At 37.2% G+C, this 24847-nt stretch carries 19 protein-coding genes; 14 read left to right on the forward strand and 5 right to left on the reverse strand.

The window, feature by feature from the left end; translation table 11 throughout:
* Positions 1 to 26: 26 nt before the first annotated feature.
* Positions 27 to 2216, reverse strand: coding sequence for a glutamine synthetase III family protein (locus G508_RS0109910; RefSeq protein ID WP_026705168.1), 2190 nt, complete (start codon positions 2214 to 2216; stop codon positions 27 to 29).
* Positions 2217 to 2492: 276 nt separating this feature from the next.
* Between G508_RS0109910 and G508_RS0109915 the strand changes: the two genes are divergently transcribed.
* A complete protein-coding gene (locus G508_RS0109915) occupies positions 2493 to 2759 on the forward strand; it encodes a hypothetical protein (protein WP_157485951.1) in 267 nt (88 codons plus the stop codon).
* Positions 2760 to 2970: 211 nt separating this feature from the next.
* A complete protein-coding gene (locus G508_RS0109920) occupies positions 2971 to 5340 on the forward strand; it encodes a glycosyltransferase (RefSeq protein WP_084625957.1) in 2370 nt (789 codons plus the stop codon).
* A 132-nt stretch (positions 5341 to 5472) separates the two neighbouring features.
* On the opposite strand, the gene G508_RS0109925 is transcribed toward G508_RS0109920, so the two are convergent.
* Positions 5473 to 7440, reverse strand: coding sequence for an endonuclease (locus G508_RS0109925; protein ID WP_026705171.1), 1968 nt, complete (start codon positions 7438 to 7440; stop codon positions 5473 to 5475).
* Positions 7441 to 7630: 190 nt separating this feature from the next.
* Between G508_RS0109925 and udk the strand changes: the two genes are divergently transcribed.
* The 4 genes from udk to scpA are packed head-to-tail and all read left to right on the forward strand — an operon-like array spanning position 7631 to position 12117.
* Positions 7631 to 8239: a uridine kinase gene (gene udk / locus G508_RS0109930; protein WP_026705172.1), complete on the forward strand. Its 609-nt coding sequence runs from the start codon at positions 7631 to 7633 to the stop codon at positions 8237 to 8239.
* 22 nt (positions 8240 to 8261) lie between these two features.
* Positions 8262 to 8591: an FtsB family cell division protein gene (locus G508_RS0109935; protein WP_026705173.1), complete on the forward strand. Its 330-nt coding sequence runs from the start codon at positions 8262 to 8264 to the stop codon at positions 8589 to 8591.
* A gap of 23 nt (positions 8592 to 8614) precedes the next feature.
* The gene (locus G508_RS0109940; protein WP_026705174.1) at positions 8615 to 9985 is read left to right on the forward strand and encodes a methylmalonyl-CoA mutase subunit beta; all 1371 of its coding nucleotides are present in this window, start codon (positions 8615 to 8617) and stop codon (positions 9983 to 9985) included.
* 2 nt (positions 9986 to 9987) lie between these two features.
* Entirely contained in the window at positions 9988 to 12117 is a 2130-nt protein-coding gene (gene scpA / locus G508_RS0109945) for a methylmalonyl-CoA mutase (protein ID WP_026705175.1), read from the forward strand.
* 146 nt (positions 12118 to 12263) lie between these two features.
* Here the strand turns inward: scpA and G508_RS0109950 are convergent, their stop codons facing one another.
* From G508_RS0109950 to G508_RS0109960, 3 genes are read right to left on the reverse strand one after another with little or no spacing between them, the layout of a single operon-like run.
* On the reverse strand, positions 12264 to 12794 hold the full coding sequence (locus tag G508_RS0109950) for a tetratricopeptide repeat protein (protein ID WP_026705176.1): 531 nt from the start codon (positions 12792 to 12794) through the stop codon (positions 12264 to 12266).
* Positions 12795 to 12842: 48 nt separating this feature from the next.
* Positions 12843 to 13532: a peptide chain release factor H gene (prfH, locus tag G508_RS0109955; protein ID WP_026705177.1), complete on the reverse strand. Its 690-nt coding sequence runs from the start codon at positions 13530 to 13532 to the stop codon at positions 12843 to 12845.
* Positions 13533 to 13545: 13 nt separating this feature from the next.
* Positions 13546 to 14937, reverse strand: a complete 1392-nt coding sequence (locus G508_RS0109960) for an RtcB family protein (RefSeq protein WP_026705178.1) — start codon at positions 14935 to 14937, stop codon at positions 13546 to 13548.
* A gap of 520 nt (positions 14938 to 15457) precedes the next feature.
* Here G508_RS0109960 and G508_RS19545 point away from each other — a divergent pair.
* From G508_RS19545 to G508_RS0110000, 8 genes are all read left to right on the forward strand, one after another.
* Positions 15458 to 18175, forward strand: coding sequence for a T9SS type B sorting domain-containing protein (locus G508_RS19545; protein ID WP_026705179.1), 2718 nt, complete (start codon positions 15458 to 15460; stop codon positions 18173 to 18175).
* Between the two features lie 211 nt (positions 18176 to 18386).
* The gene (locus G508_RS0109970) at positions 18387 to 18713 is read left to right on the forward strand and encodes an ArsR/SmtB family transcription factor (RefSeq protein ID WP_026705180.1); all 327 of its coding nucleotides are present in this window, start codon (positions 18387 to 18389) and stop codon (positions 18711 to 18713) included.
* 61 nt (positions 18714 to 18774) lie between these two features.
* Entirely contained in the window at positions 18775 to 19254 is a 480-nt protein-coding gene (locus G508_RS0109975; protein ID WP_026705181.1) for a DUF6428 family protein, read from the forward strand.
* Between the two features lie 36 nt (positions 19255 to 19290).
* Positions 19291 to 19902, forward strand: coding sequence for an arsenate-mycothiol transferase ArsC (locus tag G508_RS0109980; RefSeq protein WP_026705182.1), 612 nt, complete (start codon positions 19291 to 19293; stop codon positions 19900 to 19902).
* A gap of 1 nt (position 19903) precedes the next feature.
* Entirely contained in the window at positions 19904 to 20938 is a 1035-nt protein-coding gene (gene arsB / locus G508_RS0109985; RefSeq protein ID WP_026705183.1) for an ACR3 family arsenite efflux transporter, read from the forward strand.
* 381 nt (positions 20939 to 21319) lie between these two features.
* Positions 21320 to 22129: a class I SAM-dependent methyltransferase gene (locus G508_RS0109990; protein WP_026705184.1), complete on the forward strand. Its 810-nt coding sequence runs from the start codon at positions 21320 to 21322 to the stop codon at positions 22127 to 22129.
* Between the two features lie 38 nt (positions 22130 to 22167).
* Positions 22168 to 22818: a tetratricopeptide repeat protein gene (locus G508_RS0109995; protein ID WP_026705185.1), complete on the forward strand. Its 651-nt coding sequence runs from the start codon at positions 22168 to 22170 to the stop codon at positions 22816 to 22818.
* 868 nt (positions 22819 to 23686) lie between these two features.
* Positions 23687 to 24736: a restriction endonuclease gene (locus G508_RS0110000; protein WP_026705186.1), complete on the forward strand. Its 1050-nt coding sequence runs from the start codon at positions 23687 to 23689 to the stop codon at positions 24734 to 24736.
* Positions 24737 to 24847: the final 111 nt, after the last annotated feature.

The raw sequence follows: 24847 nt of genomic DNA on the forward strand, positions 1-24847 counted from the left end.
GGTGTTTTTAGAATATTTAGAAAAAATTATCTTGTGAACAATAATTCTCTGTATTTAGTCAACGTCCAAGTTTCGTCGTCTACCAAAAGTTCAAGTTTATCACAGTGTTCTCTGATTACTTCGAAATAAGGTTTCACTTGATCACAGTATGATTCGGCCATTTTGTAACCATCAGTCAATGCATTTGCATTTTTTCTAGCTTCTGTCATGGCTTCAACATTGGTATTGATTCCTTCAATATGACCTGAAATTTCTCTGATTAGAACGATTTGTTCTTTACCGATTTTCTCAAACTCTGAACCAAAAATTTCTTTCAATCCTTTTACGTTTTCAATCAAGGTGTTTTGATATTTGATAGCTGTTGGAATCACATGATTTCTAGCAATATCACCTAAAACTCTACCTTCGATTTGGATTTTTTTAGTGTATTCTTCTAACTCGATTTCATAACGAGCCTCAACCTCAACGTGGTTCATGATTTTCAAATCACTGAACAAATCCAAAGCTTGTTGAGAAACTTTTGCTTTCAAAGCAGATGGAGTAGTCTTGAAATTACTCAAACCTCTTTTCTTAGCCTCTTTTTCCCAAGCTTCGCTGTATCCATCCCCTTCGAAAAGAATATTTTTAGAAGTTTTGATGTATTCTCTCAATACATTGAAAATTGCTTCGTCTTTTTTCAAGTCTTTTTTCTCGATCAAATTATCCACTTGAGCTTTGAAATCAATCAACTGTTTTGCAACGATAGCATTTAGAGTTGTCATTGCATTTGCACAGTTTGCAGATGAACCAACAGCTCTGAACTCGAATTTATTTCCGGTAAAGGCAAAAGGCGAAGTTCTATTTCTATCGGTGTTATCCAAAAGAACGTCTGGAAGTTTACCCACAACATTCAACTTCAAATCAGTTTTTTCTTCTGGAGATAATTTTCCGTCTGAAACACCTTCTAGGTTAGCCAAAACTCTTGTCAATTGTTCTCCAATGAAAACTGAAATAATTGCTGGAGGAGCTTCGTTAGCACCAAGTCTATGATCATTACTTGCTGTAGCAATAGCGGCTCTCAATAATGATTCATACGTATCAACAGCTTTGATTGTGTTTACAAAGAAAGTCAAAAATTGCAAGTTACTCATTGGGGTTTTTCCTGGACTCAACAAGTTTACACCTGTATCAGTCGCCAATGACCAGTTATTATGTTTTCCAGAACCATTAACTCCTTTGAAAGGTTTTTCATGGAAAAGAACTTTAAAATCGTGACGTTCCCCCACTTTAGACATCACATCCATTAACAGAGAGTTGTGGTCAACGGCTAAATTGGTTTCTTCAAAAATCGGAGCCAATTCAAATTGATTTGGAGCAACTTCGTTGTGACGCGTTTTTACCGGAATACCCAAAAGCATACATTCTTCTTCCAATTCTCTCATATAATTCAAGGCACGAGAAGGAATAGAACCAAAATAATGATCGTCTAATTGTTGTCCTTTTGCAGATGTATGTCCCAAAAGTGTTCTTCCTGTCATGATGATATCAGGACGAGAATTTGCCAAAGAGCTATCAATTAGGAAATATTCTTGTTCCCAACCTAAAGTAGCCGTAACTTTCTTTACATTCTTATCAAAATATTTGCAAACTTCTGTTGCAGCTTCGTCAATTGAATTCAAAGCTCTCAATAAAGGTGTTTTATAATCTAATGCTTCTCCTGTGTAAGAAATAAATACAGTTGGAATACATAAAGTTGTTCCAAAGATAAAAGCTGGAGATGTTGGATCCCAAGCCGTATAACCACGAGCTTCGAATGTATTTCTGATTCCCCCATTTGGAAAACTTGAAGCATCCGGCTCTTGTTGCACCAATTGAGCTCCACCAAATTTTTCAAAAACCTCTTTTCCATCATAAGAAGTTTCAAAAAAAGCATCGTGCTTTTCAGCAGTTGTTCCTGTTAGGGGTTGAAACCAGTGTGTATAATGAGTCACTCCTTTAGACAAAGCCCACTCTTTCATACCCATAGCGATATAATCTGCTAATTTTCTGTCAATTTTTGTTCCGTGCTGTACTGCATCCTGAACACCTTTAAAAGCATCTGAAGTCAAGAACTGCTTCATTGCTTTATCATTAAAAACATTTGCACCGAAGATGGTTGATTTTCTCTCGGCCTCTTCAAATTTAACTGGTTTTCTGTTGGAAGCTTCTTTTAGAGCCTGAAAACGTAATGTTGACATAAAAATAAGTTTTAAAAGTTATTATACCCCTACTAATTCGATGCAAAGATATTATTTTTTTGAATCTGAAAAACAAATACCCTATTTTTTTAGGGGTGAAAATGAATTTTTATCAAAATACAGCAAAATATCGGGATTTTAAGCATCGAACACAAAGAAGTATCATTATATAATTACCAACATAAAGTTAAATACGTTAAATAATGTATAATCCATTTCGAAGGCTGATGAATTATGGGTAACTTTAGAAAACAAATTGCTAAACAAAATAAATTTATGAGTAACAAAAAATTAATTATAGGAGTAGCAGCGGGAGTTGCTTTCCTAACAGCCGTTGGAATTCTTTTATACAAAAAGAAAAAAACGAAGAAAGAACGTTTTATGGACGAAGCCGAAGAACTAGCCGATAACTTTAAATCGAAATTAAATCATCTACAGCGTAAGGCTCAAAAGGAATTTAAAAATGTTTCTTCTACGGGCGAAGATTTGACCAATGTAGCAAAAGAACGAGTGACTGACTGGTTGAGTAAAGCTGGTAATTAACTTAGTAACAAATCAATATTTTTATGAAAGCTTTACTTTTTTAGTAAAGCTTTTTTTGATTTGTATAAATATGTTAAAACACGAATTCTGTAATATTTTCAAAATATACTATAACTGTTAGAGGTGTTTTTTAAAGAATTTTACCCTATCTGAAAGCTACCCTGATTTCTCCTTTCTTTAGATAAAATAAACCTACTAAAATTGCACAAAAATGGAAAATGCCAACCTTTACAACAAAACTGGAAGTTTGAAATTCATGCCCCATACTTCTAAGATAGCTACAGACTTTTTTACAGATAAGAAAAAAACTTTTGAACAAACCTTACCTGAAATATTGGTCTTGACCACTTATCCTCCAAGAGAATGCGGAATAGCAACATATTCTGAGGATTTGATTAAAGCCTTACGCAATCAATTTGTCTATTCATTTGACATAAAAATTTGTGCATTGGAAAGCAAAAAAGAAAAGCACACCTATAGTAATAAGGATGTGAAATACATTTTAGACACATCCGATTCACAATCCTATGAAGATCTGGCTCAAAAAATCAATAACGATAGCAACATCAAGATTGTTTTGCTCCAGCATGAATTTGGTTTATTTGCCGAAGGCGAAACTGCATTTTTAGAATTTGTAAAGCAAGTGAATAAACCCATTGTGTTTGTTTTTCATACCGTTTTACCAAGACCCGATGAAGTATTCAAACAAAAAGTGCAACATTTATTAGATCATGCTTCGGGAATAATTGTAATGACGCATGGTGCTTCGGAAATATTGACACGAGATTATATAGTAGAAGCTGAAAAAATTAGTGTGATTCCACACGGCACTCACTTGGTTCCACATTTGGACAAAACTGTTTTAAAAGAAAAATATGGTCTTCAAAATAGAAAAGTGCTTTCTACTTTCGGATTGCTTAGTTCTGGAAAAAGTATTGAAACCACATTGGATGCTTTGCCCAATATAATCAAAACTTCTCCTGAAGTTATGTTTGTTATTATCGGAAAAACACATCCTACTGTTGCCTTAAACGAAGGAGAAAAATACCGTGAATTTCTACAGGAAAAAATCATCGATTTGAATTTGCAAAAGCATGTGAAATTCGTCAACAAATATTTACCTCTCGACGAACTTTTAGAATATCTGCAATTGACGGATGTGTATTTGTTTACTTCTAAAGATCCTAATCAAGCTGTTAGCGGTACATTTGCCTATGCTTTAAGCTGTGGATGTCCAGTGGTTTCTACTCCAATTCCGCATGCAAAAGAATTTTTGTCGGGCGATACAGGCTTGCTTTTTGATTTTGGAAATTCTAAGGAATTGGCAGAATGCGTAAACCGGTTATTATTTGATGTACAATTGAAACAGAATATCATCAACAATGGTTTACATAAAATCACCTGTACAGCTTGGGAAAATTCGGCTGTAGCCCATGCCCAATTTTTGCAGAAGGTTTCGGATAATCAAATTGAATTGCATTATAAAAATCCAGATATCAATTTGGAACACATCAAAAAAATGACAACTGATTTTGGAATGTTGCAATTTTCGATTCTAAACCAGCCCGATATTAATTCAGGTTATACGATTGATGACAATGCCAGAGCCATGATTGCCTTGTGTCAGCATTATAAAATGACACAAGATCCATCTGACTTGAAGTACATCAAAATCTATTTGGATTTTATCGAATATTGTGAGTGCAAGGACAATCAGTTTTTGAATTATGTCGATTATAATAAAAATTTTACCGCTCAAAATTCCGAAGTTAATCTTGAGGATTCTACTGGAAGAGCGATTTGGGCTTTAGGATATTTGATCTCCTTATCCCATATATTGCCCGAAGAACTCACCCACAAAGCCGAAAGCTTATTCGAAAGAACTTTTGAATCTTCACAAAATGTGCATTCGCCAAGAGCCATGGCTTTTATCATAAAAGGATTGTATTATTATAACAGATCGGTTGAAAACGAGAATACGGTGGAACTTACAACTATTCTTGCCAATAGATTAGTGCAAATGTATCGCCATGAATCTAGTCCTGGCTGGGAATGGTTTGAAAGTTACTTGACGTATGCCAATAGTGTGTTACCAGAAGCTCTTTTGTGTGCTTATACCATTACAGGAAATCATACTTATCAAATGATTGCCAAGGAAAGTATGGACTTCTTGATCGCAAAAACTTTTACAGAAAATGCCATTAAAGTGGTGAGTAATAGAAGTTGGGAAATCAAAGGCGAAAAGACTGAAATGTATGGTGAACAACCTATTGACGTAGCTTATACTATCATCACACTACGAAAATTTCATGATATCTTTAAGGAAAAGCATTATTTGGACAAAATGGAAATGGCGTTTAACTGGTTTTTAGGCAATAATCACTTGAAGCAAATTATTTACAATCCGTGTACGGGTGGTTGCTTTGACGGATTAGAGGAAACAAATGTAAACCTCAACCAAGGAGCAGAATCTACAGTGAGTTATTTGATGGCTAGATTGATGAGCTACAAATATTTTGGGAACGAAAACAATGTTTACCAAAGAAGAAAAAGCAAAGTTTATAGCATGCAGCAATTGTAAACTATAATTTAAAAAAAATAAATTTCAATACAAATTGCACAAATTTTCACTAAAGATGAAGGAAAATTTGTGCAATTCTTTTTTAGAACTATTTCAATTTTAGAACTATTTCAATATAAAAATCTTTTTTTTTTACTGAATCGAAATCTTTTTAGTTGTTGTTTTCCCTTCGGATGAAATTTTAGCAAAATAAATTCCAGATGGAAAATCAATTGAGAATGAACTATTTCCTCTAAAAATTTTCGATAAAAGTTTTTGTCCTGTAATTGAATATAGTTCAATAGAAGCTTCGCCCTCAATTCCTGTAATATTGATGATGTTTTTCGCAGGATTAGGATAAACGGCAGCTTTCAACTCAGTATTTTCATCAACAGACAAAGTAGAATACCAAGTTTCACCCGCATTAGCCCCCCAAATATAATCAGCTAAGTTTGGATAATCAATGAACGGATTTCGGTTAAATTGCCAAGTGTAGATATAATTGTTTCGGTTCATTTCAAAATCATCCGAAGGATCTGCAGTGTTCCACATCAATAAAGTTGCAAGATCACCAAGTTCGCCAACTGTTGTATCTGCTGGATTTCCATTCACAACCTCTAATCCATTGTAACGAATTGCCATATAAAAAACCGCTCGTGCCACATCGCCTTTCCAGCTTCCTTGATTGCCTGCAAAACCATTATAATCGGTCAAGCCAAAATCTTTATTGTTACGAGAACTATTTTCCTGAGCATCTTCTGCACGAATATGATGGGCATCGGCATGACCGTGAATAATCATATCGGCACTTGTAGCTTCCCACACATTCATTCCATCAGGTGTATCCGATGTAGCGTTTGAAAAACCTCCTCTTGATTGCGGATAAATATGTTCGCGGTTCCACTTTCCTGCTCCACTCCCGGTATCTTGTATTAAAAGTTTAGAACGAGGTTGTTCCTTATACATCATCCAAATTTGGTTGCTATTTAGCGGATTTTGGTCGGCTATTTTCAACATTTCAAAAACGTCACCATAATTATGAGCCCGAACAACTGCTGGATTTGCAATAATATCCTGAATTGCCTGCTTTAGAACATCGCCTGCTTTTCCTTCTAAACTTTCATAATATCCTTCAGGAACCGTACTTGATACAATTCCATAAGTTGGATTTAAAGGCGTCCCCCATGGTGCAACTTCATAATCATCGTCAATTATCTCAATATCGATATTATCATTCAAGCGATTATAACCAAAGGGCAAAGTACCAAACTTGATTTTTGCCACTTCATCGCCTTCGTCGTTTTCATCATCGATAATCTGGATGGTTGTTGTAAAACTATTTTCTCCAACAGGAATCAAAACCGAAGTCGTTCCCGAAAAATCGGAAGTATTAAAAGAACCGCTATTTAAGGTGAACGTAAATGCCAATTGCTCACTAACAGCAGATTGAGTGGTAAATGTAATATTGAAACTTTCTCCTTCATTATATTGCAATTCTGGCCCACTAATCGTTATTCCGTTAAAGATAAAACCACTTCCATCGTTGTGAGCTCCAGGAGTAGGATTCTTGGTTTCGAAGGTGCCATCAGCTTTTCTCTGAATCGATTGGGTTGGTCCTTGCCCATTTTCATTTTCGTTATACTGAACCGTTATTCCCAAAAGAGCCATCAAGGCTACAGCATCATCATCGCTTGTATCATAACCAACGGCATCAATCAAGTTGGTTGATGTGGCTAAAGTTCCATCAGGGAAATCTTCAAAATTGCCAAGATAAATTGCAATTGCATCGGCTCCGTTTTCGAGCAAATTATCGCCAAAAATCTTTTCTGGAACCGGAGAAACAGAGGTACTTCCTATAAGTATCAAACCGTTAATATCAGTAGTCAATCCATCTAGATCCAAAGTATAATAACTACTATTTGCCGTACTTGAACTAGGATTTCCATTGAAACATACCAAAACATATCCGTCAAGCGGAAAATTAGGCACATCGGATTTCAATTCTACGAACTCTTTGGTATCGATACTCGGATTATCAGCATCAATTTCATTAATGACAATTTGTGCATTCGAAATGAAGCAAAATGCAATCAATAGTATAGTATAGTAATATTTTTTCATCAGAGATAATTTGTGTAAAAATAAGAAATTTAAAGTAGCACCTCATATCGTACTGAAAATGAATACAATTACTTAACACCAAAAATGAGCATTACTATTTGCAAATTCCCCAAAACATTTCATCCCAAAACAAAAACCACTCCCAATTAAATTGCTATTTTTGCCTTTGACAAAACATAATATATAATATATGCTGATTATTGGAATAGCAGGCGGAACAGGAAGCGGAAAAACCACTGTGGTGCAACAAATTATGAATGAATTGCCACAAACCGAAGTGGGAATCATTTCTCAAGATTCCTATTATAAGGAAAACCACAACCTTTCTTATGACGAAAGAGCCCTTATCAATTTTGACCATCCAAGAGCGATTGACTTTGAATTATTGGTAAAACATTTGAAGGAATTAAAATCCGGAAACACAATTGATCAGCCCGTTTATTCTTTTGTAACCCACAACAGAACAGAAGATACAATCGCCACACATCCTCGAAAAGTAATGATTGTAGAAGGAATTTTGATCCTTGCTAATCCCGAGCTTCGTGATATGTTCGACATTAAAATATATGTTCATGCCGATTCTGACGAGCGATTAATCCGAAGATTAAAACGTGATATTGCCGAACGTGGTCGTGATATGGAAGAGGTTTTAAACCGCTACCAAAACACATTGAAACCAATGCATGAGCAATTTATTGAGCCTACAAAAGCTTTCGCCGATATCATCATCCCGAACGACAAATACAATACCGTTGCAATTGATGTGGTTAGAGCCGTCATCAATCAACGTATTTTATAATAACTTTTGCTTACTTTTAAACATGAAGAATCCAATAAAAAAATTGACCGATAAACATCCTGTGCTTCGTTTTTTGAGCAATAAGTACGTTATTGTTTCGGCATTTTTTATAGTATGGATGCTTTTTCTGGATAACTATTCCTATCTGGATCATCGATTGCTTGATAAGGAAATCAATGAATTGGAAGATAACAAAGCCTATTATCAGGAAGAAATAAGAAAAGACAAAAAAAACATTAAGACCCTCAAAAATCCTCAACAGATAGAGAAATTCGCCCGAGAAAAATATTATATGAAAAAGGATAGTGAGGATATCTATATTATAGAATACCAAGGAGATTCTTTGAAGTAATCAGTACTTAAAAAAATAAAAAAATGTCAAACGATTTATTTAGCGATTTTCAACCCGTTTCATCCAAACAGTGGAAACAGCAAATCCAGTATGAACTAAAAGGTGCTGACTATAATGAAACGCTAGTTTGGGAAAGTTCTGAAGGTATAAAAGTGAAGCCGTTTTACCATAAAGACGAGGATCAGAAAAATTTTTCCAACACAAATAGTGCTGCAACTTTTAAAATTTGCCAAAACATTTTTGTGTATGATTTAGAAAAATCTGCCGAAAGAGCTTTGGAAACCTTAGACCGTGGTGCCGAAAGTATCCGTTTTACAATTGAAGACGAAACTACCGATGTTGCAAAATTGTTGACTAAACTTCCTTTAGAAAACATAACGGTTTACTTCAATTTACTGTTTCTTTCAATCGATTTCGTAAAAAAAATTGATGCGATTGCAAAAGATAAAAGCGCTACCATTTTTGTCCAAATCGATGCCGTTGGGAAACTAGCAAAAGAAGGAAACTGGCACACGAATCTTGAAACTGATTTTGACAGTTTAAATACACTTTCGATTGCCTGCCAAAATATTCATTTTATTAGTGTTGATGCCAGTTTATACCAAAATGCAGGTGCAAATGCAGTTCAACAAATTGCTTATACTTTGGCTCATGCCAATGAATATTTCAACCGAATAGCTACTATTTCAAAACCCATCTTGATTCAGGTTGCCGTAGGAACCAATTACTTTTTTGAAATTGCAAAAATAAGAGCGATTCGATTGTTGTTTAACCTTTTAGCTAAAGAATACGATCATAATTTAGATTGTCATATTTTGGCGATTCCAACCAAAAGAAACAAAACCTTATACGATTATAACGTCAACATGCTTCGCTCCACTACCGAATGCATGAGTGCGATTTTAGGAGGAGCCGATGCTGTTGCTAATTTGCCTTATGACGCTTTGTATCACAAAGACAATGAATTTGGCGACCGAATTGCTCGAAACCAATTATTGGTTTTAAAACACGAAAGTTATTTCGACAAAGTAAGCAATCCTTCGGATGGAGCCTACTACATCGAAAGCTTAACAGATCAACTAGCTGAAAAAGCCTTGAATTTATTCAAAGACATTGAAGCGAATGGCGGTTTTATTACCCAACTGATCGAAGGAACCATCCAACGAAAAATTCAGGAAAGTGCTGCAAAGGAGCAGGAATTATTCGATTCCGGCAAAGAAATTCTATTAGGAACGAATAAATATCCAAATAAAAATGATCGCATGAGTCATGATTTGGAATTGTTTCCTTTCGTAAAAACAAAGCCAAGAAAGACATTGGTTTCACCGATTATCGAGAAGAGATTGGCTGAAAAAATGGAGCAGGAACGTTTGGAAACCGAGAAAGAAAGCTAGTCATGAAAAGAAAAGACATTCAACATATAAAATTAGAAAACTCCAAAGAGCAAAAAGCAAATTCCAATAACTTGGAACAAAATTTTGTTACCGCTGAAGGAATCGAACTAAAATCAACTTATTCCAAAGAGGATATTGAAGGTTTAGAACATCTTGAATTTGGAGCTGGCTTTGCGCCAAATTTACGTGGTCCGTATGCAACCATGTACGTTCGTCGTCCTTGGACGGTTCGTCAATATGCAGGATTTTCAACCGCCGAAGAAAGTAATGCTTTCTACAGAAGAAATCTTGCCGCAGGACAAAAAGGACTTTCCATAGCATTCGATTTGCCAACCCACAGAGGGTATGATTCTGATCACGAACGCGTGGTGGGAGATGTAGGAAAAGCAGGAGTTGCCATTGATTCGGTGGAAGACATGAAAGTTTTATTCGACCAAATTCCATTGGATGAAATGTCGGTTTCGATGACGATGAACGGTGCCGTTTTGCCTATTATGGCATTTTATATCGTAGCCGCTGAAGAGCAAGGCGTGAAACCTGAGTTGCTTTCGGGAACGATCCAAAACGATATTTTGAAGGAATTCATGGTTCGAAATACGTATATCTATCCTCCTACTCCTTCGATGAAAATCATTGCTGATATCTTTGATTTTACCAGCAAGAAAATGCCAAAATTCAACTCGATTTCTATTTCGGGCTATCACATGCAAGAAGCCGGAGCAACCGCCGATATTGAATTGGCCTATACTTTAGCTGATGGTCTGGAATACATCCGAACGGGACTTGCCGCCGGAATGAAAATTGATGAGTTCGCTCCTCGACTTTCCTTCTTTTGGGCTATTGGGATGAATCATTTTATGGAAATTGCCAAGATGAGAGCCGGACGAATGATTTGGGCAAAATTGGTCAAACAATTCAACCCAAAAGATGATAAATCGCTTGCTTTGAGAACCCATTGCCAGACTTCTGGTTGGAGTTTGACCGAGCAAGATCCTTTTAATAATGTAGCCCGAACCACAATTGAAGCCTTGGCTGCTGCTTTTGGAGGCACACAATCCTTACATACAAATGCCTTAGACGAAGCCATCGCTTTGCCTACGGATTTCTCTGCACGAATTGCCCGTAATACTCAGATTTTCCTTCAGGAAGAAACCAAGATTACCAAGACGGTCGATCCTTGGGCAGGAAGTTTTTATATCGAAAGCCTTACGGCAGAAATAGCCGAAAAAGCTTGGGAACTGATTCTTGAAGTAGAGGAATTAGGCGGTATGACTAAAGCTATTGAAGCTGGAATTCCGAAGATGAGAATCGAGGAAGCTGCAGCGAGAAAGCAAGCCAGAATCGATAGTAGTCAGGATGTGATTGTTGGGGTCAACAAATACCGTTTGGAAAAAGAAGATCCATTGCATATTTTGGATGTTGACAACCAGATGGTGCGTCGTCAGCAAATTGAACGATTGGAAGAAATAAAAGCTTCCCGTGACAACGAAAAAGTAAAAAAGAACTTGAATGAATTGACCGAAGCCGCCAAGACCGGACAAGGCAATTTATTGGAAATAGCAGTGAATGCCGCTCGAAATCGTGCTACTTTAGGCGAAATCAGTGATGCATTGGAACTGGTTTTTGGACGATACAAAGCACAAATTAAATCTTTTAGTGGCGTGTATAGCAAAGAAATTAAAGACGACAAGAGTTTTGAATTGGCGAAGCAAAAAGCCGATCAATTCGCCAAGCAAGAAGGCCGTCGACCGAGGATTATGATTGCCAAAATGGGACAAGATGGTCACGACCGTGGGGCAAAAGTAGTAGCAACAGGTTATGCCGATGTAGGTTTTGACGTGGATATAGGTCCGCTTTTTCAAACGCCTGCCGAAGCTGCGAAGCAAGCGGTGGAAAACGACGTGCATATTTTAGGTGTTTCTTCACTTGCTGCTGGACACAAAACTTTAGTGCCTCAAGTAATTGAAGAACTTAAAAAATATGGTCGTGAAGATATTATGGTCATTGTAGGTGGTGTTATTCCAGCACAAGATTATCAGTATTTGTTTGATGCTGGAGCGGTTGCCGTTTTTGGTCCTGGGACTAAGATTAGTGAGGCTGCGATTACGATTTTGGATGTGCTTTTGGATTAGGCCTATACCGTAAATTTTACTGAATCTTAATTTCTTAATGGTTTAATTTTAAACATTAAGAAGTTAAGATTTTTTTTTGAACTTATTAAGAAGTCAAATAATTTTTAAAAAGCCCTGATAGTATAAACCGTCAGGGCTAATAAAAATCACTTCTTCTTCCCCTTTCCATCATCCGATTTTTTGGCCTTCTTCTTGTCTGAAAGCAATTCCTTTTTAGCCTTCAACCGTTTCTCCACCTCATCCGTTTCATAGGTTTCGTTGGAAAAAGTAGAAAGTTTGACTTCTTTTAAAAGCTTTAAGGCCTTTTTAAGTTCATTGGTTCTTTCTAACAAAAGTACTTTTTTAAGCAGGATTTCGGCTTTGTTGATACCTTTGATGGTCAATGCAAAATCAATCAGCTTTGTTGCTTCTTCATAATCTTCATTCAAAAGCAAGGTTTGGATATAAGGTGCATATACCGAAAGCGAATGGATATTGACACCCAAAGCTTCTTGAAAATACTGCTTTGCGGTTTCATAATCCGAAAGTTGCTCGGCATAAACTCGCCCATACAAACTCAAAGCCATTGTGTTCTTTGCATCATACGACAAGGCATAATCTAGGGATTCTATTGTACCTTCCAACCAATATGGATAATTATCCAAGGCTTGAAAAGTATATTTATCTACTGTTTTCATGTTATTGATTTAAAAATTAAAAGAGTGAAAGATTGAAAGATTCCAATCCTAATCTCTATCATAATCCAATTGTTGCTTTAATTTTTGTCGTTCGGACTTATAGCCTTTCTCGACTTTTTGCTTTTTAAAATCGGAACCTGTAAACGTTCTCGTCGGGTTGCCTCGCTCCACATTCAACTGGTTTTCCCATTGGCGGCTGACTTGCTGTTTCAAGGCTTCGAATTCGAAACCTTTTATTTTTTCGAGTAGCCGTTCGGTAGCCAGTTTTTTATTCTGATGTTGGGAACGTGAATCCATTGCTACGGTACTCAAACCTGTTGGCCCATGTGTGGCCCGAATTGCTGAACTCACTTTGTTCACATGTTGTCCTCCCGCTCCAGAGCTTCGCATCGCCTGGTAGTGAATGTCCTTTTCAGAAGCCTTCGGCATTTGCAACTGGTCCATTTCAAAGACACCAATAAACCAGTTTTTACGTTTGTGGAATTTCCTGAAACTGCTTTTCCCGATCCATTGGATGGTTCCTGTCCAAGAAGTTACGAATGCGTCAATTGATTTTCCTTTTAAGGCAACCAAAGCCGACTCCACAGTTCCGTTCTCGCTACCGGCTTCGCGTTGCAAAACCGTTGCTTGAATTTGCTGGTCTGCTGCTTCGTCAAGTATTTTTTTAAGCACTTGGGCAACCACCCAAGTGCATTCCGCAGGACCTCTTCCTGCTGTTATTTGTATTATTTTTTCCATTTTGTTACATTTTCTATCTGTCCATTCGGACAATTTTTGGGGTAAAAGTTCCTAAAACCGTTACCAATTCTTCCTGCAACGCCATCACTTTATGAATGTCCTTGTAGGCCATCGGTGCTTCATCAACACCACCACCAATCAAGTGTACTTCATGGTCTTTGAGTACTTTTTTGATTTCGCTTGGCGTAAACGTACTCTTGCACTTGGCCCTAGAGAACAATCTTCCCGCTCCGTGTGAAGCTGAATTCAGCGATGCTGCGTTTCCTTTTCCCATTACAATAAAACCTGGAGCCGTCATCGAACCAGGAATAATTCCCAATTGGCCTTGATGAGCCGGAGTCGCACCTTTCCTATGGACGATGCATTCCTTGCCATCCACCATTTCCTTCCAAGCAAAATTGTGATGGTTTTCAATCGTTACTACAATTCGCTTTCCGATGGCTTTTGCCACTCTTCGGTGGATATCGTCGTGGCATGCCTTTGCATAATCACCCGCCAAGTTTATCGCCAGCCAATATTCCTGACCGTCGTGTGTGTTCAAATCGAGCCAAGCCAAATGCTGTACATTTCGTGGCAACGGACATTGTTTCGTTGCCAAATATGTATAATGTTTCGCAATATTGGCACCCAAACCTCTCGAACCACTGTGCGACAAAATGCAGAAATAATTCCCAGGTTCTAATTTCCATTCTTTCAATGGAGCGTCCAATTGCACGGTTCCGAATTCAACAAAGTGATTCCCACCGCCCGAAGTTCCCAATTGCTTGTAAGCTTTTGGCAACAAACTTTTCAAGAGCGGAATATCCTGAAATTCAGACCTGCTGAATACCTCGTGATCTGCTTTTATGGCGTGGGTTTCGGTCATGCCGAATTTCGTATGGTCCTTTAAAATCGCCTGCAACTGATGGTCTTTTCCTTTCAGATAGGACGCTGGCAAATCGAAAATAGACAAGCTCATTCGGCATCCGATATCCACTCCAACACCATACGGAATTACCGCATTGTCTGTCGCAAGTACACCGCCAATCGGCAAACCATAACCCGAATGTGAATCGGGCATCAAGGCTCCGGCTACTGAAATGGGCAGTTTCAAGGCATCATACAATTGAAACTTAGCCTGCTGATCGATTTCGTTTTCACCAAAAATCGAGAACGGAGCTCGCGTTGTTTTCATCTGATGCATTCGCACTTCAACGGGTTTTATCAAACCCTCGGCTACCTTGCCCCATGTTCCGTGACCTTCAAATTTTTCAGGATAAAGCAAAACTTCTTTAGCCTCAGTTAGTATAGCTTCTTTTTTTTCTCTTTTTCTATACCTGTTAATTTGCCCTAAGGCAATATTGATTGCATTATTTTTTGGAAAGCCCAATTTGATCAGGTCTTTTCCGGATAATTTATTTCCCATAAATTGTTTAAAATCTTTTTGTTTTTGTGCGGGATATTTTAAATCATCAGAAATAAAATAACCGCATAGCATTTCATCCCGTTAGGGATAAATAAAAGAGCAGTTTTCGGGAATTTTTTGAAGTGTCTAGAATAAAAAAAGCCCGAACTAAATGTCTTCGGGCTTTTTCATATTTTATAAAATTGAATTTCTAAGATTGAAATAAGCCACGAAGCAATACCGCACCCAATCCTGTTGGTGTGAAGTCCTGTGAGAATGATTTGAATACAAACATTTTTCTTCGTTTTTAAAAGGTTATTATTTTTTCGTGTGCAAATATTTGATTTTATTTTTTTAATATGCAAATTTATTTTTTAAAATAAATAATGAAACATCTTGATAATTTAAGGATACAAAAAATATTTAGGCCCAGAATATCAATATAATTATATGTTTTGCATTAATTTATAAGATAATTAAGATTTTTTTTACTGAAAATATTCATTAATTGATTAAGTTTACATTCCGTAATTTTTTTCCTATGAGGGTACCCATTTTAACCATATTTCTGTTATTTTCATTTCATGCTTCCGCTCAGGAAATATGTAATAATGGTATTGACGATAACGGAAATGATTTGGTGGATATAATCGATGGTGGATGTCGCTGTAATTCTGCAGTTTCAAAATCATTAATACCAAATCATGATTTTGAAGATTATACTAGTTGTCCCAATGGTTCTTCACAATTATACAAAGCCTTTCCATGGGTACAAGGAACTTCTGGTAATCCAAGTTACATCAACAGATGTGGATATGTACTTCCCGATTTTGAAAATTATCCTACTAATAACTTTATTCCGAATGATGAAATTGAATATTTTCCTTCCGGAAATGGTATTGCTGGTGCAATCATGTCTTCCCCCTACAGCCAGTATATAAAATCAACTTTAACAACTCCTATACCCGCTCAAACGGATGCACAATTGTCTATTAGTGTAGCAGCAATTATTTATAAAAACAATGCTGGTCCTTATGAAATGGAAGTTGAGGATCTTGAACCAATGGATCTTACAATTTATGGAAGTCCAATTATAAATGATTTACCATTTCTTACCAATACCAATCCTGATATACCTGGATCTCCTTGGATAAAACTTGGAACAGCTGTTTATGTACCTAAGCCAAATTGGCATGTTACAACTATTAATTTCACTACACCAATTGAAATTCGCGAAGTAATGATTGGAGCACCAGAAAGTCTTCCAGACTCTTATTATGTTCCACTAATGCACATAGGTTCATATCCTTATTTTCTATATGACGAAGTGATAGTAAACACTTTAGCTGAATCGGATGCTTACATTACAAGATCGGGTAGTCTCTGTTCAGACGACATGTCATTAACTGTTCATTTATCCAATCCAACAACAGGAAATGTAGCCTATCAATGGTTTAAAGAATCGATACCTGTTTATGTAAATGGAAGTTCACCCACACTTGATATTTCTAATAGTATATTTGCCGTAAAAGACGGTACATACGAAGTAATAATTTATGACGATACCAATTGTTACAAAGCTTACTATACTCTAAATTTAATTACGCCAAACCCTACAGTAAAAGTAAAACCTCCAAGTTGTAATAACCCGGGAACCATTCTTATTACCTCTATCGCTGATGAATATAGTATTGACAATGGTGAAACTTGGAGCACAGATCCATTTTTCGATCCTGTTTTAGCAGGCACATATCTTGTAGTAACAAAGACAGATGGTTGTGTATCAAGCATAAGAAATGTGATTGTTCCGGCTAGAGCTCAAAATCTTCCAGCACCTCTTATAACTACTAATCAACCAGATTCATGTGCCGATATTGGTGATATTATTGTAAATGCAGCAGCAGCACTATATAGTTTTGATAATGGAGAAACTTGGACCTCAACTAATACATTAGAAGATGCACCTGCTGGAGATTATTTAGTCCTAATGGAAGACGAGACCGGATGCAGATCTCTAGCTCAAGCCATTACCTTGGAAAGCTTTACCAATAATTACGCACCACCATCTGGAGATCCGGAACAGTATTTTTGTATATCTGAAAATGCTACAGTTGGTGATATAAATCTAACAGGATTATCTATTTTATGGTATGACGCTCCTACTGGAGGAAATTTACTACCAACTTCAACACCCGTCATAGAAGGACAAACTTACTACGCAAGTCAATCAGTTAACAACTGTGAGAGTATTACTCGATTTGCTGTAACTACTTTTATTAGTACTACATTGAATGCCGCTGGATATGAAACTACAATTTGTGCTAATGACAATGATGAAAATGTATATATAAATTTATCTGACTTCAACTCAAATTTGACCCCCTCAACTACCTTCATTTTTCAATATTACAATTCATTAAATGGGGCCGAAAACCAAATCTTAGATGATGAAATCTTTAACTTTGAAGACTTTGAATTGCTTATTGGCGGCAAAACAATTTATGTTAGAATAAGTAACCAAGGTGGCTGCTTTAAAATTGTTGAGCTATTACTAAACATGGTATCCCCTCCATTAATTGATATAAAAGATAATATAGCACTATGTGAAGGAAAAGATCTAACAATAAATGCAGGGATAGGGTTTGATGAATATCTTTGGTCTACAAATGAAACCACACCTTCAATTACGGTCAATCAACCTGGAAATTATACTGTGACGGTTTCTGAGAATCATGAAAATATTGTTTGTACTAGCACCAAAACTTTTACTGTTTTCTCTTCAAATACAGCTACAATAACAGAAATATTAAATTCTGATTGGAACAACGATAAAAATACAATAGTGATAATGTTATCAGAAAATAGTATTGGCGACTATGAATACTCCTTGGATGGAATAAACTTTCAAGAGTCAAATACTTTCTCAGAGCTGAACGGTGGGGAACATATAGTGTATGTTAGAGATAAAAATAACTGTGGTATAATAGATAAAACAATATACTTACTTATGTTTCCAAAATATTTTACCCCAAATGGTGACAGTTTCAACGATACTTGGGGAGTAAAATTTTTAAAATCAGTAGAGACCTATACAACAGAAATTTATGATCGATATGGAAGGCTTTTAAAAACACTAAAAAACAGCGAAACTTGGGATGGTAATTTTAATGGAAAACAACTTCCTTCAACTGATTATTGGTTTCAAATTTCTAGTAGTGACGGAAAAAGCTATCGTTCACATTTTAGCTTAAAAAGATAGTTAGGCATAATCTATATTTCCTTTCCAAATGTCTTCTGTATTTTTTTAAATTTTTATCAGCTGCTTCATCTAATATAAGGCATTTGCATAGTCAAATTGTCAAACTATGCTTTGAAAAAAAAATATAAAGCTAAAGAAAAACAAAAACACTAATAACTAATACAATTTTAAAATATTAATCGTAATATTGCAATATTAAAACCAATCCATCATGGGAGCCACCAAAACCGAACATTTTACCGACAAGCAAAACCAAATCGCCATCATAGCAAAAGCACTGGGTCACCCTGCAAGAATCGCCATCATCGAATATTTGCTAAAGGTAAACGAGTGTATCTGTGGTGATATTGTAAACGAATTACCCCTTGCCCAACCTACAGTTTCACAACATTTGAAAGAACTCAAAAACGCAGGCTTAATAAAAGGGAATATCGAAGGTACTTCTGTTTGCTACTGCATCGACGAGAAAGCCTTTGCTCTTTTGAATAGCTACTTTTCGAATATTATAACGATCGTAACCCAACAAAAGTGCTGCTAAAGCATTTTTTTTATCCTTCTATATCGCAATATTGCATTATAACATTTAATATAAAATAATCATGAAACTATCAGATGTAAAAGACCTTCTTCCTACTTTGGAAAATGTAGAATTTCAACTCGAAAACGGCACCTTTGTACCCGAACATTTCCATGTTACAGAAGTGGGGATGATCACTAAAAACTTTATTGATTGTGGAGGTGTCATCCGCAAAGAACAAGTTGTAAACTTTCAATTGTGGAATGCTGATGATTTTGAACACCGCTTGAAACCAGGAAAATTACTCAACATCATCAAGCTTTCAGAAGAAAAACTGGGCATTCAGGATGTAGAAATCGAAGTGGAATACCAAAGCGAAACTATCGGGAAATATGACCTTGATTTCAACGGTAAGAACTTTGTACTAAGAAACAAAACCACGGCTTGCCTAGCTCAGGATGCTTGCGGTATCCCTTCAGAAAAACAAAAAAGAAGCTTGAGCGAATTGACCGCTACCTCAGCCAATTCATGTGCTCCAGGTTCTGGTTGTTGTAAATTTTAAAAAACTTGGTGAGAAGAAATCATAAACTAAAAACAAATGAACACAACACTTTCCCATTACATCACAAAAATTGAAGCCCAAGAAATAAGCGAGGTTCGAAAGGCCCTTTTGCAACCTCTTGTTGACTTCATCCAGCAAAAAGTGAACAATCAGCAACCAATTGACATCAACTTTATTTGTACCCACAATTCACGTCGTAGTCATCTGTCGCAAATTTGGGCACAAACCGCAGCCGCTCATTACAAAATTCAAAATGTAAATTGCTATTCTGGCGGAACGGAAGCCACTGCCCTTTTCCCAAAAGTAGCCAAAACCCTTGCCGATAGTGGTTTTGAAATTCTAACTTTAAGCGAAGGCAACAACCCTGTCTATGCTATCAAGCATGATGAAAATGCCGCACCAATCATTGGTTTCTCAAAAAAATATGACGATGCCTTCAACCCTGTTTCGGGTTTTGCAGCCATCATGACCTGTTCTCAAGCCGATGGTGGTTGTCCGTTTATTGCTGGTGCCGAAAAACGTATCCCGATTACCTTCGAAGACCCAAAAGCATTTGACAACACGCCTCAGCAAGACGAAAAATACGAGGAACGAAGCTTGCAAATTGCTTCCGAAATGTTCTATGTGTTTTCCAAAATCTCTAAGTAATATGCAGCCAAAACTGAAATTCCTCGACCGTTATCTGACCCTTTGGATCTTCTTGGCAATGGCTATTGGTGTAGGCCTTGGCTATGTGTTTCCAAATATTTCCGCTATAACCGATTCTTTATCGGTTGGCACTACCAATATTCCGCTTGCTATCGGGTTGATCCTGATGATGTATCCTCCACTTGCTAAAGTCGATTATTCGCTTTTGCCGGTGGCTTTTAAGGACAAAAAAGTAATGTCGCTCTCGCTGTTGCTCAACTGGATCATTGGTCCCATCTTGATGTTTATCCTCGCCATCATCTTCCTTCGCGATGAACCCGATTATATGGTAGGACTTATTTTGATTGGACTAGCAAGATGCATCGCGATGGTAATTGTTTGGAACGATTTGGCCAAAGGCAACCGTGAATATGCCGCTCTTTTGGTCGCTCTCAACAGCATCTTCCAAATTTTTTCGTATAGCTTTTTTGTGTGGCTCTTCATCAATGTATTGCCACAAAAATTGGGTCTGGGGAACTTTAATGTGAGTGTCCCGATGGGCGATGTGACGGAAAGTGTACTGATTTATCTCGGTATTCCGTTTCTTGCAGGTTTCCTGAGCCGCTATTTCCTTACGAAAACCAAAGGAAAAGAATGGTACAACCGCAGGTTTGTTCCCGCCATTTCGCCGATCACGCTTTATGCCTTGCTCTTCACCATAATCCTGATGTTTAGCCTCAAGGGCGATAAGATCCTCGAACTTCCAATGGATGTCATCAAAGTGGCGATCCCGCTGGTGGTTTATTTTGTGTTGATGTTCTTTATCAGCTTCTTTGTCAACAAGTCGATGGGGGTTTCCTATGACCGTAACGCTTCTATCTCGTTTACGGCTACAGGCAACAACTTTGAGTTGGCGATTGCCGTAGCGATTGCGGTTTTCGGCATCCATTCGCCACAGGCTTTTGTAGGGGTTATTGGGCCGCTGGTCGAAGTTCCGGTGCTGATTTTATTGGTGAGGGCGAGTTTGTTTTTGAAGAAGAAATATTATACGGTTTAACCACGAAGAACACGAAGGTTTTACGCGAAGGTCGCTAAGAAATTTTAAACATTAAGAAGTTAAGGTTTTGAACCATTAAGGGATTAAGTTTAATTAAGGTGGTACTTAATGAAACTTGATGTCTTTTTAACCACAAAGAACACGAAGGTTTCGCAATCCCGAAGCTTCGGGACACTAAGCTTTGGGTTGTTTTTAGGGTGAATTTAAACATTAAGAAGTTAAGGTTTTGAACCATTAAGGTGTTAAGAAAATTAAGGTGGTACTTAATGAAACTTAACACCTTAATGGTTTTCTTTTTTATCATCCGAATCATATAGCGAAAGATTTGAATACTAATTTTTGTTACATTCGTATCAAACTTTCAAGAAAAATGAAACCAAAATGAACAAAGAACACAACTACATCAACATCAACCGAGCCTCTTGGAACAATAGAACGGATGCCCATTTGCAATCGGCGTTTTATGACATGGAGGGTTTTCTAAAGGGGAATAGTTCGCTTAACAGTATTGAACTTGAATTGCTGGGTGATGTTGCAGGAAAGACCATCTTGCATTTGCAGTGTCATTTTGGTCAGGACACCATTTCGCTCAGCCGACTTGGTGCAGTAGCCACTGGCGTTGATTTGGCCGACAAAGCCATTGATAGTGCCAGACAAATTGCAAACGAAACAGGGTCTGATGCAACGTTTATTTGCTGTGATATTTATGATTTGCCGCATCACTTGGACCAGCAGTTTGATATCGTTTTCACGAGTTATGGAACCATTGGTTGGCTTCCCGATCTGGACAAATGGGCTAAGATTGTTTCGCGCTTTCTAAAACCTAGTGGTAAGTTTTTGATTGTTGAGTTTCATCCTGTCGTTTGGATGTTTGACGATAACTTTGAAAAGATTGGCTATAACTATTTCAACTCGGGTGCGATCATCGAAACCGAAAACGGAACGTATGCCGACAAAACGGCGGCTATTATACAGGAATATGTGACATGGAACCACAGTTTGAGCGAGGTAGTCAACAGCTTGATCCAAAACGGACTTGCTATCGATTCCCTAAACGAGTATGACTATTCGCCCTACGACTGCTTTAACAACACCATCGAGTTTGAACCTAAAAAATTTAGAATCGCCACTCTCGAAAATAAAATTCCGATGGTATATGCTATAAAGGCGACCAAGAAAGTCAACGAGTAAAAGCAACATGCTAAACCTCAACCCACAATAAATTAAACATGAAAAAAATACTATTTATCTTCCTGCTTACCCATTTAAGTTGCACCTCACAAACAGATTGTCCCGAGGGAATCAACCTGCTGCCGATGTATGGCGATGTCAAGAAATGTGCCCGACAGTTGCAATTGGATGAGGAATTTATCTTGGAATCCGAGAAGCAGTTTGGCGACCGTAGAGAAGCTTCGGTGTTTTATGTAGATAAGGGTTGGGATTATTTTAATCAGAATGACTTTGATACTGCCATGAAACGTTTTAATCAGGCGTGGCTTTTGGATCCGAATCATCCACAGGTGTATTGGGGCTTTGGCAACATCCTGGGCAAGAAAGGTGCCTTTGAACAATCGGTCAAGTTTTTAGAACAGTCTATCGCCATAGAACCTTTAAACCGAAATGTGTATGAATCGTTAGCCACAAGTTATGGTCAGTTGTATCTAAAGACGCGAAAAGAAACCTACATGAACCTCCGAATCAAAGCCTTGAGAAAGGCCATTGCTCTTTCGCCAAAGAATGCCTCAGCATACGGAGAATTGGCCAACTCCTATGCCTATTTCACCCAAAAGGACAGCCTGATCAAATACATCAAGATCACGGATGCACTCGATCCCTCTATCATCAGCGATGAAGTGAGAGCGATGGCAAAGAAAAAATAGGGGTCCTATCTAGATGGGTGAAATACGGATCTGATTTTGGAGCCTACCGCTGGAAAAAGAAACAATTATTGCTTCGGCTCAAAAAGCTAAATCCCCAAGCCTTTCAATCGAAAGGCTTTTTTTTATTTGAAAAATCCTTGGAGTGCTTCAAAATCGCCCTTACCCGCCTTATCCAACCCCCTTAGGGTGGTTCGGAACCACGTGTTTGGGGTTCCGAAATGGTTAAAAGCAGTATAGTAACCCCAAATACCCGGTTCCGAACCACGTTAACCCTGGTTCCGAACCGCCTTTACCCCCTTCAACAAGGCCCCCCTCCCCCCTTGGGTAACCACCCTTTTGCGGTTCTGAACCGGGTATTTGGGGTTGGTGAAGCGGTTGCAACCAGTTCACCACCCCCTTTGTCGTGGTTCCGAAGCACCCTACCCCCCTTAGGCAAGGCCCCCTCCCTCCTTGTGCAACACTCCTGTTATTAAGTCAAGCGGTTTGGTTGACTCTTTATATTCTCAATTTAATGATATTGTATGCAACACCCCATACTTCATAATACAATTGATCAAAAGGGGTTTATAACATTTCAACGAACTAAACTACAAACACACTCGGCTATTTTTGAAAGAATATTGGTTTCTTTTTAAATCTTTTTTAGCTTTTACGGAAAACCGTAATGTAATGGTGTAGCGATTGTTTAGGTTTGTGTTAAAGAAATAGGGTTTCCCCTAGTTGTGGGGAGGTTTTATTTGGTATTTTTGGGAATGAATTATAATAAGCGAAATAAACCTTCGCCAATCTACCCAAATTTGGGTGTATATGCGAAGGTTTGTTTCGCATATTTGATAGTTAGTGGCAATTTAACACTACAACAGAAAATATGGCTGACTGGAACAAAATCTCTTATGAAGAATTTGAACAACTTTGTTATGAAATAATATCAAGCGAAGGATTTTACAATATAACAAGACTTGGTGGAACTGGTGATAGAGGAAGGGATTTAATTGCTGAAAAACTTTCCCCACTATTACATGGCTCAAATGAAGTTCAACGGTGGATAATCCAATGTAAAAGATATACAACTACAAAACTTACTATTGAAGATTTAGCTGCGGAACTAAACAAAGTAAGAATGCACAAGCCTGATTATTATTTACTATTAATAACAAATGCCTTAAATCCAAATTTATATGATTGGTTACAACAAGTTAAAACTGAATATTCTTTTAAAATACATATTTTTGGGGTTGACTGGTTAGAAAATCAATTACAAAAAAGCCCATTACTGTATAAGCGTTTTTTTGAAAAAAATGATACTTACAGCCATCTTTTTAGAGTAAATCCAAATACAGATTTGCAAATATATACTGCCGGCAAAATGCCAACAGAAGCAATAAGAAACTCTATTACTTGGTGGAGAAAAGAGTTGCAAAACGAAACCAAAATGTTACAAAAGAAAATTGGATTTTACCATCCAGAATTTGCAGGTTGTGATCATACTGGAATCTATCTTTCAGAAACTGTACAAACAGATTTTGGAATGATTTCGCAATCAGATTTGGTTATAGCATACTTGGAAAATCGTGAACAATTTGGAACCATAACTGAGATTATGATTGCATATTCAATGAATAAACAATTAGCTATTTTTATTGATGAAGACATAAAGACTGAAATCAAATCTAACGAATATGATGAGATAACTGAAGTAAATATGGATTATTATGGAGAAGTTTATGAAAAAGTTTTTGAGACTAATCATATCTGTCCATGTGATTTAATGAATGAATTAAAACCAATTCACATGAACAACTACTGGTTTATGATAGAGTTTTTACGTTTACGTCAGCCAAACGCACATATTCAAATGACTACAAAAAATTCTGTTATAAAAGATATGTATAAATATATCGAACAAACCATAAAATAAACTGCCCCTAACAGCGGTTTCGCGCAATTGCTGGTTTTTGTTTTTATGTGTTCACGAAAAACGTTTATCTTTAACAGAAAATAATCCGTTCGCTGGGATCGCAACTGTCGC

It is taken from the genome of Flavobacterium soli DSM 19725 (genome assembly GCF_000422705.1).
Lineage (GTDB): Bacteria > Bacteroidota > Bacteroidia > Flavobacteriales > Flavobacteriaceae > Flavobacterium > Flavobacterium soli.

Bases quoted from the DNA above. Each gene is read 5' to 3' on its own strand.
- prfH (WP_026705177.1), bottom strand. From the start codon at position 13,532: ATGGAAAAAATAATACAAATAACAGCAGGAAGAGGTCCTGCGGAATGC.
- G508_RS0109970 (WP_026705180.1), top strand. From the start codon at position 18,387: ATGGGAGCCACCAAAACCGAACATTTTACCGACAAGCAAAACCAAATC.
- G508_RS0109995 (WP_026705185.1), top strand. From the start codon at position 22,168: ATGAAAAAAATACTATTTATCTTCCTGCTTACCCATTTAAGTTGCACC.
- G508_RS0109960 (WP_026705178.1), bottom strand. From the start codon at position 14,937: ATGGGAAATAAATTATCCGGAAAAGACCTGATCAAATTGGGCTTTCCA.
- G508_RS0109925 (WP_026705171.1), bottom strand. From the start codon at position 7,440: ATGAAAAAATATTACTATACTATACTATTGATTGCATTTTGCTTCATT.
- scpA (WP_026705175.1), top strand. From the start codon at position 9,988: ATGAAAAGAAAAGACATTCAACATATAAAATTAGAAAACTCCAAAGAG.
- G508_RS0109940 (WP_026705174.1), top strand. From the start codon at position 8,615: ATGTCAAACGATTTATTTAGCGATTTTCAACCCGTTTCATCCAAACAG.
- G508_RS0109975 (WP_026705181.1), top strand. From the start codon at position 18,775: ATGAAACTATCAGATGTAAAAGACCTTCTTCCTACTTTGGAAAATGTA.
- G508_RS0109950 (WP_026705176.1), bottom strand. From the start codon at position 12,794: ATGAAAACAGTAGATAAATATACTTTTCAAGCCTTGGATAATTATCCA.
- G508_RS0109915 (WP_157485951.1), top strand. From the start codon at position 2,493: ATGAGTAACAAAAAATTAATTATAGGAGTAGCAGCGGGAGTTGCTTTC.
- G508_RS0109910 (WP_026705168.1), bottom strand. From the start codon at position 2,216: ATGTCAACATTACGTTTTCAGGCTCTAAAAGAAGCTTCCAACAGAAAA.
- G508_RS19545 (WP_026705179.1), top strand. From the start codon at position 15,458: ATGAGGGTACCCATTTTAACCATATTTCTGTTATTTTCATTTCATGCT.
- G508_RS0109990 (WP_026705184.1), top strand. From the start codon at position 21,320: ATGAACAAAGAACACAACTACATCAACATCAACCGAGCCTCTTGGAAC.
- G508_RS0110000 (WP_026705186.1), top strand. From the start codon at position 23,687: ATGGCTGACTGGAACAAAATCTCTTATGAAGAATTTGAACAACTTTGT.
- udk (WP_026705172.1), top strand. From the start codon at position 7,631: ATGCTGATTATTGGAATAGCAGGCGGAACAGGAAGCGGAAAAACCACT.
- G508_RS0109980 (WP_026705182.1), top strand. From the start codon at position 19,291: ATGAACACAACACTTTCCCATTACATCACAAAAATTGAAGCCCAAGAA.
- arsB (WP_026705183.1), top strand. From the start codon at position 19,904: ATGCAGCCAAAACTGAAATTCCTCGACCGTTATCTGACCCTTTGGATC.
- G508_RS0109935 (WP_026705173.1), top strand. From the start codon at position 8,262: ATGAAGAATCCAATAAAAAAATTGACCGATAAACATCCTGTGCTTCGT.
- G508_RS0109920 (WP_084625957.1), top strand. From the start codon at position 2,971: ATGGAAAATGCCAACCTTTACAACAAAACTGGAAGTTTGAAATTCATG.